The sequence below is a fragment of the Sphingobium fluviale genome (genome assembly GCF_004122115.1).
GTDB classification, from domain to species: Bacteria; Pseudomonadota; Alphaproteobacteria; order Sphingomonadales; family Sphingomonadaceae; genus Sphingobium; species Sphingobium fluviale.
This window is the reverse complement of sequence record NZ_SBKP01000003.1, coordinates 196412-211610: the sequence shown is the minus strand read 5'-3', so window position 1 is coordinate 211610 and position 15199 is coordinate 196412. Positions and strand designations below refer to the sequence as shown.

The following is a 15199-nucleotide window of genomic DNA, read 5'->3' as shown; positions in this document are numbered from 1 at the left end:
CTGCGCACCGTCATATTTGTTTAACAGCGCTGCTCTTTGCTCCTGCGCCATTGCGGGTGCGAAGGTCTGGTGTGATGTTGAGGATTATGACCTGCGCCGTGCTCGTATTCGGGCTGTGGCCGGTGGCGGCACAAGCGCAAGCCGGGCTGCTGCCTGCCAAGGACGATGTTGCCGGCAACCGCGCACAGCCAGAGTTCGATCCGATGGGCATCCGCCTCGGCCCGTGGCTGGCCAAGGCCAGCATGCGCATCGACAATGGCTATGACGACAATCTGTTCGGCACGGCGACCGAAAAAGAGGGAGACGGCTTTGTCATCGTCTCCCCATCACTCTCGGTGGAGAGCGACTGGGCACGCCACGGCCTCGATTTTTCGGCCAAAGGCGGGTTGACCCGATACTATAGCCACCCCCGCCAGCGCAGCGATGAATATGTGCTGCGGGCGGGCGGGCGTCTGGAACTGGGCAGTACCACCATAGTTGCGGCCAATGCATCGACCAGCCTCAATTCAGAGCGCAATGGCGCCAACGGCGCGCCGCTTTCGACCGGAAAGCCCTCGCAATATCATGATACAAGCTATCAGATTGCCGTCTCGGAGGATCTTTCGCCCGTGCGCCTCGGCATAGCGCTCAGCCATGGGCGCACGCGCTATAACGACCTCGTCAACAGCAATGGACGGCGCATCACTCAGGCATTTCGCGACTCGAACCGGTGGGCGCTTCAGGGCAGCGCCATATATGCGCCGACCGATGTCGCGGCGCTGGGCGTCACCGCGCAGGTTCAGCGCACCGACTCGCACATTTCGGACCGGGCAGGCACCAGCTTTTCGATCGCGGGTAGCGGCGCTATCGATCTGGGCATGATCCGCATCGAGGGCGAGCTGGGCTATCTGCAGCGCATCTATACCCGCTCTGCACTGAGGGATTTTAACGGACCGTCCTATTCCGGCACAGCAAGCTGGTATCCCACCTCCCTGCTCGCCTTTTCGGTGTCTGCGCGCAGAACGCTGGAAAATAGCGGAAATCCGGGCGTGGGCGTGATCGTGAGCCAAAACTATCGCGCCGAGGCAAGCTATGAACTGCTGCGCAACTTCGTGATTCAGGCTGAAGTTTCCGAAAAGCGCCAGAACTTCCGCGAAATCGGCACGCGCTCGGCAATTCATGCGCAGGAAGTAAAAGGTGAATATCTGTTTAACCGTAGTGTCGCAATCGGTGCCTATGCTCGCCACGAGTGCAGGGACTCGACCGACCCCAGCCGGGTCCGGTCCTTCTGCACGATCTTGACGGGGGCGTCGCTGACCTTTCGGCGTTGACCCGTTCTGGCGACACGAGGGGCTTCGGATCAGGTGGCGAACGCCGAGACATATCAGACGGAGGAAGCGGCCAGAGCTGCGGCGCACTATGGCGCGCGCGCCGATATCGTGGCGGACCGGCTGGATCTGCAAGGCCTGTGGCTGATGTTCCGGCGGCGGCTGCGCGTCTTCTTCTACACGGCGATCATCATTTTCGACATCATGGCGCTGCTCGCCGTCTGGCTGCCACCGCGCTACACCGCCACCGCCGTCGTCATCCTCAATGGCGTCACCACTCCCGTAACGCCCAGCAGCACCAGGGAAAAATCCGAGGTTCCGGAAAGCAATTCCGACGTAGAGACGGAAATCGCGATCCTCACCTCGCGCGATATTGCCGCCAAGGTGGTCGATTATCTGCATCTGGAGAACGACCCGGATATGCGCGCGCTGATCGCGCCCGGCGGCATCACCGCCAGCATCGCGCGTTCGATCGGGCTTGCCAGGCCAGTTACGGTCGGGCCGCTGAGCGCCGAAGACCGCGCCCGCCTGCGCGCCGTCCTCATCAGCCGTCTGGCTTCCAGCCTCACTGTAGAGCGGGTATCGAGCGCCTATGCGTTCAGCGTCGGCTATACCGACACCAACCCCATTCGCGCTACCGCCATCGCCAACGCTTTCGCCCATGTCTATACCGAGGAGCAGATCCGCCAGAAGCAGACGCGCAATCAGCAGGCGGTCAAACTGCTCGGCGAGCGCATCGAGGCGCTGAAGGTGCAGGCGCAGGCCGATTTCGATGCGCTTCAGCGCTATCGCATCGATAACAACCTGCTCAGCACCACCGGCGCAACCCTGACCGAGCAGGAGATCAGCGCCTATAACCAGCAGGTGGCGAGCGCCCGCGCAGAAGCCGCGGCAGATAGCGCGAGCCTCAGCACTGCGCGCAGCCAGCTTCGCGGCGGGTCTGCAGGTGATGATGTCGGCGCGGCGCTGTCTTCGCCGGTGATCCAGTCTCTGCGGGTCAAGCGCGCCGAGCTGAGCGCGCGCGTGGCGCAATATGCGGGCATCATGGGTCCGAAAAATCCCGATTTCCTCGATGCCCTGCGTGAGCTGGCGGATGTGGACGCCCAGATCCAGTCGGAGATCAACCGCACCATCTCCAACCTCGATGCGCGGGCTCATGTCTCGCGCCAGCGGCTCGATTCGCTCTCAGGCAGCCTTGGCGGCGCGCGCGGCACGCTGGAGCAGAACAACCGGGCGATGGTGGCGCTCGATGACCTCCAGCGCAAGGCGGACACTTCGCAGGCGCTCTATGAGAGCTATCTCAACCGTTATAAGGAAGCGTTGGCGGCGAGCGGGGCAGAGCGCGCAGAGTCCCGCCTCGTGTCGGATGCGCGCATCCCCGGTGTCCCAAGCTTTCCGAAGAAATCCTACTTCCTAGCGCTCGGCCTGCTTCTGGGCGTGGGCGCGGGCTTTGTCGCGGCGATCGCGACGGAGATGGCGTTCAGTGGCCTGACCTCTGGCGAGGATGTGAAGCGCCGGCTGGGCGTGCCCTATCTTGGCGGCATGCCCGATTTCGCGACTATCACCCCGGCAGTGACCGATCCTCTCGAAACCGTGCGCACCAGCCCGCGCTCTCCGCTGGCACAAGCGGTGCGCGGCATCCTCACCAAGCTGCGCCAGACCTATGAAACGGGACAGGTGGTGATGATCAGCTCTGCCCTGCCCGCCGAGGGCAAGACGACGCTGACCGCCTGCCTCGCCCAGTCCGCCGTTGGCGCAGACAGCCGTGTGATCGTGATAGACTGTGACAGCACCCGCCGCCAGTTCAGCACCAGTTTTGCCCAAACGGGCAGCGACAAGCCGGGCCTGAAGGAAGTGCTGGCGGGCGAAGTGACCATCGCCGCCGCGCTTCAGGAGCATAAGGGCGGGTTCCACATCCTGCCGATCACCACGCCGTTCGGCGACGATGAGGCCCAGATCGACCCCGCCAAGATGCAGGCGCTGCTGGTTCAGTTGCGCGAGCATTTCGGCCTTATCCTGCTCGATACCGCGCCGATATTGCCGGTGGCGGAAGGGCGGGAGCTCGCCGCGCTGGCCGATGCCGTCATGCTCGCCGGGCGCTGGCGCCACACGTCGGAAAAGGCGCTCGCCACCGCGCTGGACCTGCTGCCGCCCGCCGCGCGCGCCGTCACCTCAGTCATATTGTCCCGCATCAACATGAAACAACAAAGCCAGTTCACCAGAGAGGACGCCGGGGCTTTCTATCATTCCTACAAGGATTATTATCATGCCTAGAATCCTAGATTTTCCGGGCCGCAAGGATAGACAGCCGCGCGTCGCGATCATTCACTACTGGCTCGTCACGATGCGCGGGGGAGAGCGGGTTCTGGAGCGGCTGCTGAAGCTCTTCCCGCAGGCAGACATCTATACCCATGTCTATGATCCTGAAGCGGTTTCGGATGTGATCCGCGCCGCCAATGTGCGCACCACCTTCATCCAGCGGATGCCCCGCGCGATCCAGCGGTATAAATCCTACCTCCCCCTGATGCCGTTTGCGCTGGAGGAGCTGGACCTCTCCGGCTATGATCTCGTCATCAGCAGCGAGAGCGGCCCGGCCAAGGGCGTGCTGGCCCCGCCAGACGCCACCCACATCTGCTATTGCCACTCGCCGATGCGCTATCTGTGGGATCATTATCAGCAATATCGCGAAACGGCGGGCATGGTTGGCCGCGCCACCATGTCCACCATCTTCCCCGGCATGCGCACCTGGGACATGACGTCCGCCCAGCGGCTCGACCATGTCTTCGCCAATTCGCGCTTCATCCAGTCCCGCGTAAAGCGCGCCTGGGGCCGGGCATCGAGCGTACTGCATCCCCCGGTGCCGGTGGACCGCTATGCCCCGACGAACAATGTCAGCGGCGAATATCTCTGGGTGGGGCAGATGACCGCCTACAAGCGCCCGGACATCGCGCTCGATGCCTTCAACCGGCTCGGCCTGCCGCTGCTGATGGTGGGCGATGGCGAGATGCTGCCCGAATTGCGCCGCCGGGCCATGCCCAATATCCGCTTCGCGCGCCATCTGGATTACACCTCGCTGCGCAATGCCTATGCGCAGGCGCAGGCGCTGATCTTCACCGCAGAGGAGGATTTCGGCATCGTGCCGGTGGAGGCCAATGCCTCTGGCCGCCCGGTGATCGGCTTCGGCAAGGGCGGCCTGCTCGATACCGTGGTGCCGGATGAAACGGGCCTCTATTTCACCGAGCAGACGCCCGAATCGCTGATCGAGGCGGTGCAGGGCTATCAGCGCTGGGCGCGGCATTTCGACCCGATGGACGCGGTGCGCAACGCCCGCCGCTTTGCCCCGGAAGTGTTCGATCACGGCTTTCTGAGCAAGGTTGCCGAGCTGCGGCCAGACCTGCCTGTCAGGCTGCCGGTGATGCCCGACGAACTGCCTTTTCCGGTTTCCGGCGGAGCGCAGCATGTCGACGAACCCGCTTTGTCCTACGCCTGAACCGGCAGGAGCAGGCTCGGCTCATGAGTCTGACGCTTTTTGGCATCATCATCGTTCTGATCGGCGGCCTGCTGCTGGTGCGCTCCGGCATGGCGGCGATGCTGGCGTTCGTGATGGTCGCAACGCTGTTTGGCGGATCGGCGGCGATTGCCTTGCCAGCATTGGGAGGATCGACCATCCCGCCCGCCAATCTGGCGCTGCTGTTCCTGATCCTGCGCGCGGTTCTGCCCGGCCCGCAACAGATGGAGCGGCTTGGCCCTGCCCTGCGCGCCAATGCCTTTCTGATCGTCTTCGCGCTCTATGGCGTGATTTCCGCGTTCATCATGCCGCGCCTGTTTGCGGGCGCCATCGCGGTGACGCCGCTGCGCCCCGGCGCGGTGCGGCAGCTGTATGAAGCGTCGCCGCTGCATTTCAGTTCTCAAAACATCACCACGGCGGTCTATCTCATGGGCACGCTGATCGCGGGGCTGGGCGCGACCATCGGCGCGGCAAGGCCGGGCGCGGCGCCAGTGATCGTGCGCACCGGCATCGCGATTGCGATCGCCCATGCCGTGCTCGGTTTCATCAGCATCCTGGTCGCCGGAACCGCGCTGGACACGCTCGTCGAGTTTTTCCGCAACGGCAATTATGCCCAGCTTGACCAGAGCATTGGCGGCCTCAACCGCATGAACGGCATCTGGCCGGAGGCATCGGGCTTTGCGGCCTATGGCGGCGCGTGGCTGATCTTCATGACCGAGCTGTGGCTGCGCGATATCAAGCGCCGATGGACCGGCTTTGCCGCGCTGCTGCTCGCGCTGGCGCTGCTGATCTCCACCTCCTCAACCGCCTATGTCACACTGGGCGGATATAGCGTCATCCTGCTGCTGCGGATGGCGCTGTTGCCCGGCAGCGTGAGCCTGCGCAAGGGGCTGGCGCTGGCTGCGGTTGTGTTTGCCGGAGTGCTGATAGTCCTCACCGCCATCACTTTGAACGCGGAGGCGCTGGAGCGCTTTGGCCGCATCCTGTCGATCATGACGGTGGAGAAGACAGACAGCTTTTCCGGCATGCAGCGCCTCTATTGGGCGATGCAGGGGCTGGATGCCTTTATGGCGACGGCGGGAATGGGCGTAGGCGCGGGCAGCTTTCGCTCGTCCAGCCTCATCACCTCGATCATCGGCTCTATGGGCGTGATCGGCATCGTCTGTTTCGTAAGCCATCTGATGCGCGCGTTCATGCCGCTGCGCGCCTCGACCTATGCCGCATCCGTGGAGGGACGGGGCGCGGTGGGCGCGGCGGCAAGCTGGACCGCGCTGTTGATGCTGATGCCCGCCGCCGTGTCTTCGCCCTCGCCCGATCCGGGGGTGATGTGGGCAGTGTTCTCCGGCCTCGCTGTGGGGCTGCGCACATTTGGGTCAGCCCCTGCCCGCCGGACAGCCCAACGGCCACGACCGCTGACCTTCTCCGAATTGAAAGCGCGCCACGCGTCATGATTATCTCAGACGATCATCGCCTTGTGTTCATCCACATCCCGAAATGCGCAGGCGTATCGGTAAAGGCGCCGTTGCGCGCGATTGACAGCACGGGCGGCGCCTTCTCGCGCATCGGCGATCATGAGGCGCTGGGGCGCATCCATTATGCGCATATCGTGCTGCGCGACATGGCGGCGCACTTTCCAACCGAGTGGGACAAGCTGCGCGCCTATCGCTCGTTCGCGGTGGTGCGTTCGCCCGAAGAGCGGTTCGTCTCCGCCATGTTTCAGCGGCTGCGCGAGTTCAAGGGCTTGGCGCAATCGGCGATCACTCCTGCGCTGATCGAGGAAGAAGCGACGGAGGTGATCCGCGCGCTGGAGGCCGCGCCGGATCGGCTGGGGCTGGAGCTGGTTCATTTCAACCGGCAGGCGGACTATCTGTTTCTGGACGGCACGCAGATCGTCGAGCGCATCTTCCCGATCGAGCATATGCCCGCCATCGTCGCGCACATCGCGCAGGAGACGGGCGTGCAGGTGGCCGAGGAAAAGAAGAACCGCTCCACCGAATTCCGCTTTGGCGCGGTAAAGCCGCTGATCCGCGCACTGCGCAAACCCTATGCCGCGCTGGTGCCCTATGCCGCACGCAACCGGCTGCGGTCCAAAATGACCAACGCGGGCCTGTATACGGACGCGAAGCGGCCCGCGATGCTGCGGCCCGGCGGGCGGGTCGAAGGCTTTGTGAAAACCTATTATGCAGAGGATAGCAGGATCCATGCCGCCAGCCTCGCCCGTTAAACCCGCCGCCGCTCCCGCCCACGCGCTCCGCCTCGCGGTGGTGGTGGCGAGCCTTGGACGGCCCGATACGCTGGCCGAGCTGGTGCATGCCCTGCGCCAACAGAGCCAGCCGCCGGAGCAGATCATCCTCTCCGTCACCAGCGAGGCGGATCTGCCGCCCCGCTCAGCCATTGGCGAGGGCGTAACCATACTCATCGGCCCCAAGGGATCGTGCGCCCAGCGCAATCTCGGCATCGCGCATGTGCCGGAGGACTGCGACATCGTGCTGTTCTGCGATGATGACTATGTCCCCTCCCGCTATATGGCTGAGCGGGTGCGCGCCTTCTTTGCCGCCAACGCAGATGTGGCGGGCGCATCGGGCAGGCTGCTGGCCGACGGTATCCACGGCCCCGGAATCTCCGCCAGCCTCGCGGAATGTATCGTCAGCGCCTATGATGGCGGCCCCGCGCCGGAGCTTGCCCCCCGCAAGGACCGCTATGGCCTTTATGGCTGCAACATGGCCTTCCGCAGGCAGGCGATCGGGCCGATCCGCTTTGACGAGCGCCTGCCGCTCTATGGCTGGCAGGAGGACATAGACTTTTCCGCCCAGATCGCGCGCCACGGACGGATCGTCTCCACCCATGCCTTTGCGGGCGTACATCGTGGCGTGAAGGCGGGGCGCTCGTCGGGCGTGCGCGTGGGCTATTCGCAGGTGGTGAACCCGGTCTACCTCAGCCGCAAGGGCACGATGCGCAAGAAATACGCCACGCGGATCATCCTGCGCAACGTGGCGGCAAATCTGTGCCGCATCGTCAGACCCGAACCCTGGGTCGACCGTTGGGGAAGGGTGCGCGGCAACTGGATCGGGCTGGCCGATCTCGCGCGCGGGCGGATCACGCCGGAGCGGATCGTGCAGCTATGACGCGTCCGGCCAATCGAGCGCGATATTGCGGGCGCGGGCGGTAAGCATATGCTTCCAGTACACCGCAAGGTTGCGCGCGCGCATCTTCATCGGGCGTTGCAGCGGAACGGCGCGGGCCAGCCCCAGCGCCGCGCGCATCATCGCGCTGCGCCCCTCCACCGCCCGGCCATCCGCCCTGATACCGCCATAAGGCAGGCAGGGCAGCCACTGTGCGCCGAAGCGGGCGAGAATCGCCGCGATGTCATCCTCATAGCGCCTGCCATCGACAAAGCCGTTGTCCGCCTTGCGCCCGCCCACCCGCTGCGTATGCACCACCGGCACGGCGTCTATCACCGCCAGATCGTGGGGATGCTCCCACACCAGATTGCTCCAGATGATGTCTATCCCGCTCTCGTGCCCCAGCTCGAACAGAGGGATCAGGCTATCGAGAATATCCACCCGGAAGATGGGGCACATCATCTCGATATAGCTCATATGCCGCAGCACAAAGCCGGGGTGGCGCAACAGCGCGGCATAGGTGAAATAGCTCTGCGGCGTGAGCGCGGGCTGCGCGATCTTGAGCTTGTGCTCGCGCACGATGGCGAACAGGCGGGCAAGGTCGGCGCTGTCGATCAGCAGATCATCATCGAACAGCGCGACATAGTCATATTGCGCGAGCAGCGCCCTATGCTCTCGCAACAGCGCGCCATAGCCCGCGACCTTGGAGCCGGAGCGATGCTCGAAGAATATCCCCTCTCCCGCCGGCACTGTTACAGCCGGGTCATAGGCCGAAAGCAGGACATCAAAGCCGCGCGGCGCGTGCGGTTCCGCCAGCCAGTGCGTATGCAGGCTGCGCGGCCCGATCCGCGAAATCAGCAGTGCGCGTGGTTGCGTCATGCCCGCCTGTCACCCCTTGCCAAAACCAAGCCCCTGCCCGCTTATGGCGAAAATTCGATGACAGTGCGCGCAAGAATGAGGCCCACCCCCTGATGCCGGTTCCCAAGCTCCCGCTCCAGCTGCTCGGCCTGTCTCACCCTTATCATCTGGCGTGGTGGCGTCAGACTTTGCGCAGGCGCTCTGTCCTCACGCCGTGGAACGAGCGGCATGATGCGCTTTTCGTTCATATCCCCAAGACGGCGGGCACCAGCGTGCTGGCGGCACTGGGCGCGGATTCAGTGTTTGACACCCACGCGCCCGCGCAGGTCTATCGCGATGCCTATCCCGAATTTTTCGCGCGCGCCCGCCGTTTCGCCTTTGTGCGCAACCCGTGGGACAGGTTTGCCTCCTCGTTTCATTTCATGAAGAGCGGCACGGACTGGCCGATGCAGCAGGATTGGGCGCAGCGGCACATCGGCGATCAGGACTTTGCGGCCTTCACCCGCCGCGTGGGGCGTGATCCGCTGTTCCGCGCCCGCGTGATGGCGGAGCGCTTCTTCTGGCCGCAGAGCTTCTGGCTGGGCGAGGAGCGCGCGGAGCTGGTCCATGACCTCTATCGCTTCGAGGAGATAGGCGCGGCGATGGCCACCCTGTGCGCGCGGCTGGGCATCGCTCCGCCCGCGCAAACGCCGCATCTGCGCAAGGTCAACAAGGCGGACTTCCGCTCGCTCTATGACGAGGAGATGGTCGCCATCGTCGGCAGGCTGTATCGCGCCGACATCGCCCGGCTGGGATACCGCTTTCGGTGAGCCGCCGCCTGCTCTCCTCCTCGGCCTGGGCCATAGCGGGCAACAGCGGGCAATATGTGGTCGTGTTCTTCCTGCTGGTCTATCTCGCGCATATCCTTTCCCCGCGCGATTTCGGCTTGATGGCGACCGTCTCCATCGGGCTGGATCTCGGCACCCGCATCGCCCGCTGGGGGCAGGTGGAGCTGCTTCAGCAAGAGCGATACCGCACCGACGCCGCGCGCAACCAGTCGCTCCGGCTCTCGCTCGCTATCGCGCTGGTGTGCTGCGCGGTGTTTGTGGCGGTGGCGCGGCCTGCGGGTGCCTATTTCGCTTCGCCAGAGCTGGAGACGATGATCTATCTCTGCGCGCCGGTGTTCCTCTTTACCGCCACAGGCTCTACCGCCGAAGCGGTGCTGCGCAGCCAGTTCCGGTTCAAGCTGCTGGCCTATCGCAGCACGGTGGCGACGCTGATCGGCGCGGGCGTGGCGATTGCGATGGCGAATATGGGGTATGGCGCGCTCACGCTGGCGGTGCAAAGGCTGGTGCAGGCGTGCGTATCCGGCCTGTGGATCTGGACAGCGGTGGACTGGAGGCCGAGCCTTAGCCGCCGCATGGGCTGGTCTGGCGCGCTGGCAAAGGAAGGCGCGAGCGTGATGGCGGGCACGCTGATGCCCATCGCGGTGCCACGCACGATCGACCTGTTCGTCGGCTTCTTCATGGGGCCGGTGATGCTGGGCCTGATGCGCGTCGCCTTTCGCGTCAACGAGTTCATCGGGCAACTGGTGGTGATGCCGTTGGTCAGCGTCGCCAATGCGGAGCTATCCACCACCGCGCAAGAGCCGCCAGCGATGCGCCGGTCCTACCTGCGCCTCACGCAGGCGAGCGCGCTGCTGATGTGCCCGGCGCTGATCGGCCTGACCCTGGTGGCGGAGGAGGCGATCCCGTTCATCTTCGGCAAACAGTGGCTGGGCGCGGTGCCCTTTGTCGAGATCATCGGCCTGCTCGCGCTCGTCGCCCCGATCAACTATTATTTCGCGCCCGCGATGATCGCGCTGGGCCAGAGCCGCATGGTGATGCGGCAGGGCGCGGTGCAACTGGCGCTCGGTGCGGGGCTGACACTGGTGGCGGCGCACTATTCGCTGGTGGCGATTGCGTGGGCGCATGTGGCGCGCGGCACGATCATCGGCGCGCTGAACATGCTGGATATGCGGCGGCATATGGGCCTGGCCGTGGGCACGCTGATGCGCTCTATGGCGGTGCCGTGGCTGGCGACGGCGGCGATGGCGCTGGGGATTATGGCGGCGCGCGCCGCGTTGCCGCTTGACGCTCTGGCCGGGCCGGTGCGGCTGCTGGTGCTGATCGGCGTTGGCGGCGCGAGCTATGCCGGGGCGCTTGGGCTGATCGCGCGGATCGGGCTATGGCCGGATCATGCGCCGATCTTAAGACAGATCATGCGCCTGAGGGCGAAAACCGCCAATCAGGCGCCGGGCTGAGGCACCCCTCCGCCGCCATCCAGCCCGGATGGTGCGCACTGTGCAGGGGCATTATCCGCGGCACTCAGGATCCGGATGCGGCGTCGTATCGGCTGCGCGCCTCCGCCGACCTGCGCGGTGGTATAGATGATATCCACCGTTCCTCCTCCCGCAACCCCCAAGGGAATCTGGGGCGTGCTCGTCTGCCCATTGATCTGCCCACTGAACAGCACTTTGCCCTGCGCGACTATGCGCACCGATTGCTGACGCGCGGGCTTGGCATCGAAACAGGCGGAGAGGAACACCGGCTGGTTGGCAGGCGCCTGATATCGCTCGATCAGCTCTGGGGCATTGCCTTTTGCGGGGCGGGATGTCGTCACCACCGCGCCGGTTACGCGGATATGCTGTATGCCGCGCCCGCCGATATAGGATGTCCAGTTCCAGTCCACCCAACTGAGCGGCTTCTCTGTCATCGCCTTGCCGCGCTTCACATGATAGGACCAGCCAGCTCCGGCGAAATCGGTGAGCGTGTCCGCAATGATATGCCCCGTACCGAGTGTGAATCCGCCGGGCGCGTCGACAATCACCGGATCATCGCCAAGCTGTGTCGGCGGGGAAATGGCTTGCCCTTGTGCGTCCCACGCCTGCGCTGCCCCGGTCCACCGAATCGCCCGCCCCGCGCCCCAGACCACATAAGGCCCGCTGCCAAAGCGATAGACGAAGCTGAGTGGATCACCCACATCGATGCGGGACGCATCACCGGCGGGCAGGAGCCGCATCTGAACCGCGCGGAACATATCGAGCGCGGGCTTGGGGGTGCGCCCCTTGAACAGGCCCATATTGGGGTAATAAGGTTCGTCACGCAGGGCATACCAGTGCGCTTCCTCCACCCCGGCGGCGGAGAGCAGGGTGACGAGCTTGAGCGCATGGGGCGGCGCGGCTTCCGGTGTGGGGTAATAATAGCCGAACTCGCTCGCCCAGAGGGGTTTGGTGCCCCCATGCCGCGCCATAGCCAGCCGAAGCCGGGCGAGCTGGGCGGGAAGTTGCTCAGGCACTGTCAGATAGGGATGCACGACTACACCATCGACCAGCGGCAACAGCCCCGCACCGAACAGGCGGTCGAAAAAGCCGGTCGCCACCGACAGGCTGGAGCCGGAGAGCAGGCGGATGCGCGGGTGCCTCGGCTTCACCGCATCATGCACCGCCCGCACAATCTCGATATAAGACTGCGGCATCCGCGCCGTCATCCGGCCTTTCAGGGCATGGCCGTTGATCTCGTTGCCGATCTCCAGCGCGGTGACGCACGGGAAACGCGCGGCCACCGCCTCCGCAAAGGCGGCAAACGCCCGCCGCGCTTCCGGAGAATACACCGTCTCGCCTCTGTCATAGGCCTTGTTGCGCGGCGTGAGCGTAAGCAGCACCGGCATACCGGCTGCGCAGGCGTGATCCACATAGCCACTGTTCGCGCCTGTGAAATCATACACGCCCGGCGTGCGCTCCACCTTGCCCCAGCTTATCGTATCGCGGATGCCGTGCGCCCGCGCCGTCGTCACGTCATCAAAGGATACCAGCGGCCAGCCCTGATCGAAATGGGTGTTGACGCCCAGCCGCATCGCGCCTGACGCTGGCTGGCAGAGCAGCAGAACGGAGAAAAGCAGACCGACGCGGCGCTTCATCTCTCAGCGCGCGCTCAGCATATCGAGGAACAGCCCCTTCCAGCCCTTGTGGAAATGGGCAATGTCGAACCGCTCTATCGTCACTTCCAGCTTGGCCAGCCGCTCGCGCCGTTCATCGGCCTGCATATCGACCAGCGCCGCCATGCGCGCGGCGATCTCCATAATGTCATCCGGGTCGGCCTCCAGCGCGCCCTCGCCCGCCACCTCGCGCAGCACCCCGCCACGGCTGACCAGCGGGATGAGCCTGTGCCGCACCGCCTCGCCCACTGGCATGCCAAAGCCTTCCAGCAGGCTCATCAACACAAAACCGCTCGCCTGTGTATAAAGCCAGCGCAGTTCCGCGTCCGAGACATAGGAGAGCAGATGAACACCCGGCGTGCGCTTCGCAATCTCTTCCACCTCTTCATAGCCCGGTTCCCGCCCGCCGCAGATGACATAACGCACACCCCGCTCAGCAAGGCCGCTGCGCGCATAGGCGGCGATGGAGCGCGCCTGATTCTTGCGGCTGCCCACGCTGCCGACAGTCAGGAGGAAGGGCGGCTCAACCCCTTCCACCGCCGTCGCCTCGCCCACGCCGATGCCGGGGCGGATCGGCGGATGGATGATGCGGCTGCTGTGCGGATTGGAGCCGGGATACAGCGCCTCAAACTCCTTGCGGCTGGTGTGGCTCACAAACACGAGATGCGGGCCGACCCGCGCGATCTCGTCATAGATATGCCGATAGATCGCGCAGACATCCTGCGGGAACAACGAAGGGTGGGTGAGCGGGCCAAGGTCATGGATCAGCACCGCGTCAATGGGCCGCAGCACCGTCGTCGGCACCGTGAATGGATCGAGATGCAGCAAGGGCCGCTTTGGCATCCTGCGCGGCAGCCAGCCCAGCGGGCCGCCCACCGTCTTGCCGAGGATCTGCCAGTGCTGGAGGCGGCCCATCACCCGGCCATAAAAGCCCTCCAGTGGGCGCTCTGCCGCCTGCCACCAGTAATAGGTCTTGCCCAGCGGAAGGTCCGCGAACGAGAGCAGCTCCTCGCCGATGAAATATTTGCCGGTGCGGTTGTGGATCGCGAGCGAGAAATCGACATCCACCGCCTGCCGCGCCGCCGAGCGCAGAGGCGGCATCTCCAGCTCCGGCGGGATCGCGATCAGTCGCGTCTCGGTGTCGCTCAAGGCCCTGATCGCGCCATCGCCAAGTTTGTTGATTTCGTTCATAACGCCGCCACACCTTGCCTGTGCAGGCGGCCTTGCGCCTTTGTGTTTGGATTTGTGTTTGGATGCCGCATGGACAACCGGGCAATCGGCCTTTCAAACCACCGGAACGAGAGCCAGGCGAGACAGATGGCCAACGCGCTTCCCAACAGAAACAAGAGGATATGCGTGGCGGTGCTGCCGTCGCGCACGGCCAGACCGAACGCCGCCAGCACCATTGCCACGGCCTTCAGCGCCAGCGCGTGATAGACATAGCCGCCATAGCTGATCCGGCCGATCCATTGCAGCGGGGCAAGGCTCAGCAGCGGCGACACCAGCCTATCGCCGCTCGCCGCCAGCGCGACCACCCCGGCCATCGCCAGCGCCACCGCGGTGTAGAGGAAGGTTTCCCGATGCTCGCCGATCAGGATGCCGGAAATGACGTTGCGGGCGATGTCCAGCCCGCGTTCTCCGCGCACGGCATGGTTCACGGCGAAATAGGCCGCCATATATAGCGCCAGCGCGCTCATGCCGCACAGGAACAGTGGCCGCGCGATCCGCTCCAGCCGCCCCTTGCCCTCCAGCCGCGTGAAGGCGAGCAGGCCGCCAAAGGCAAAGCTGTCGAAATGCAGCAGCGGCGCGGCATAGACGGCGAAGGCAGCATCAAGCGGCGGCCAGTTGTGGCCAGAAAGCGTCTCTGCCATCATAAAGCGCCCGATTGGGCATAGCACGAGCAGCGCGATCAGCAATGCGCGTGTCGTTCGCCGTGGCAACAGGCACAGCGCCAGCCCATACAGCAGATAGAACTGCATCTCGACCGAGAGCGTCCATAAATGCCCGCTCGGCCAGCCCGCTATGCGGCCATCTCCGCCGATCAACGCGATATTGTTGAAAAACAGTGCGAGGCTGGCGAGGCTGAACCAGTCCTGACGCGCACCCACGAACGCCGCGACGATCAGGCCGACGAGGCAATAGCCATAATAGACCGGCAGGATACGCACCGCACGGCGACGCATGAAGCTGGCAAAGCCGGCCAGCCCGCTTTGCTCCGATGTGCTGCTGCCCAAGACAGAGAGCGTCACCACATAGCCCGAAATCACGTAAAACAGCCAGACGCCGATCCACCCCATCGGCAGGATGTGGCAATGCTGCGCGATCACGCCGAGCATCGCAAAACAACGCAGCGCATCCACCTCGCCCGATCGGCTGGGATTATGGACGCAGATCGGTGCCAGAGTCGCGGTTGCCGGTGCCATCCGAGCAGCGATATGACCATCGGATTG

At 64.7% G+C, this 15199-nt stretch carries 12 protein-coding genes; 8 read left to right on the top strand and 4 right to left on the bottom strand.

Annotated features, from left to right (window positions below):
* Window positions 1-86 precede the first annotated feature (86 nt).
* The 6 genes from EQG66_RS05125 to EQG66_RS05100 are packed head-to-tail and all read left to right on the top strand — an operon-like array spanning window position 87 to window position 7940.
* Window positions 87-1310, top strand: a complete 1224-nt coding sequence (locus EQG66_RS05125) for an outer membrane beta-barrel protein (RefSeq protein ID WP_220428638.1) — start codon at window positions 87-89, stop codon at window positions 1308-1310.
* 33 nt (window positions 1311-1343) lie between these two features.
* A complete protein-coding gene (locus EQG66_RS05120; protein ID WP_129403458.1) occupies window positions 1344-3581 on the top strand; it encodes a GumC family protein in 2238 nt (745 codons plus the stop codon).
* The gene (locus EQG66_RS05115) at window positions 3574-4797 is read left to right on the top strand and encodes a glycosyltransferase (protein WP_129403457.1); all 1224 of its coding nucleotides are present in this window, start codon (window positions 3574-3576) and stop codon (window positions 4795-4797) included. Before EQG66_RS05120 ends, EQG66_RS05115 begins: the two co-directional genes overlap by 8 nt.
* A 23-nt stretch (window positions 4798-4820) precedes the next feature.
* Window positions 4821-6266 carry a hypothetical protein gene (locus EQG66_RS05110; protein ID WP_129403456.1) on the top strand — a complete coding sequence of 482 codons (1446 nt, stop codon included), beginning with the start codon at window positions 4821-4823 and terminating at the stop codon, window positions 6264-6266.
* The gene (locus tag EQG66_RS05105) at window positions 6263-7039 is read left to right on the top strand and encodes a sulfotransferase family 2 domain-containing protein (protein WP_129403455.1); all 777 of its coding nucleotides are present in this window, start codon (window positions 6263-6265) and stop codon (window positions 7037-7039) included. Before EQG66_RS05110 ends, EQG66_RS05105 begins: the two co-directional genes overlap by 4 nt.
* Window positions 7017-7940, top strand: a complete 924-nt coding sequence (locus EQG66_RS05100) for a glycosyltransferase family 2 protein (protein WP_129403454.1) — start codon at window positions 7017-7019, stop codon at window positions 7938-7940. The genes EQG66_RS05105 and EQG66_RS05100 overlap by 23 nt, the downstream gene beginning before the upstream one ends.
* On the opposite strand, the gene EQG66_RS05095 is transcribed toward EQG66_RS05100, so the two are convergent.
* Window positions 7935-8816 (bottom strand): DUF707 domain-containing protein, encoded by an 882-nt coding sequence (locus tag EQG66_RS05095; protein WP_129403453.1) that lies wholly within the window; start codon window positions 8814-8816, stop codon window positions 7935-7937. The genes EQG66_RS05100 and EQG66_RS05095 overlap by 6 nt on opposite strands.
* Window positions 8817-8908: 92 nt before the next feature.
* On the opposite strand from EQG66_RS05095, the gene EQG66_RS05090 reads away from it, so the two are divergent.
* Window positions 8909-9604: a sulfotransferase family 2 domain-containing protein gene (locus EQG66_RS05090; protein ID WP_129403452.1), complete on the top strand. Its 696-nt coding sequence runs from the start codon at window positions 8909-8911 to the stop codon at window positions 9602-9604.
* Window positions 9601-11076 (top strand): oligosaccharide flippase family protein, encoded by a 1476-nt coding sequence (locus EQG66_RS05085; RefSeq protein WP_129403451.1) that lies wholly within the window; start codon window positions 9601-9603, stop codon window positions 11074-11076. Before EQG66_RS05090 ends, EQG66_RS05085 begins: the two co-directional genes overlap by 4 nt.
* Here EQG66_RS05085 and EQG66_RS05080 read toward each other — a convergent pair.
* The 3 genes from EQG66_RS05080 to EQG66_RS05070 are packed head-to-tail and all read right to left on the bottom strand — an operon-like array spanning window position 11061 to window position 15172.
* The gene (locus EQG66_RS05080; RefSeq protein WP_129403450.1) at window positions 11061-12731 is read right to left on the bottom strand and encodes a glycoside hydrolase 5 family protein; all 1671 of its coding nucleotides are present in this window, start codon (window positions 12729-12731) and stop codon (window positions 11061-11063) included. The two genes, EQG66_RS05085 and EQG66_RS05080, sit on opposite strands and share 16 nt — an antisense overlap.
* Window positions 12732-12734: 3 nt before the next feature.
* Window positions 12735-13940, bottom strand: coding sequence for a glycosyltransferase family 4 protein (locus EQG66_RS05075; protein WP_129403449.1), 1206 nt, complete (start codon window positions 13938-13940; stop codon window positions 12735-12737).
* Window positions 13937-15172: an acyltransferase family protein gene (locus EQG66_RS05070; RefSeq protein WP_164975594.1), complete on the bottom strand. Its 1236-nt coding sequence runs from the start codon at window positions 15170-15172 to the stop codon at window positions 13937-13939. The genes EQG66_RS05075 and EQG66_RS05070 overlap by 4 nt, the downstream gene beginning before the upstream one ends.
* Window positions 15173-15199: the final 27 nt, after the last annotated feature.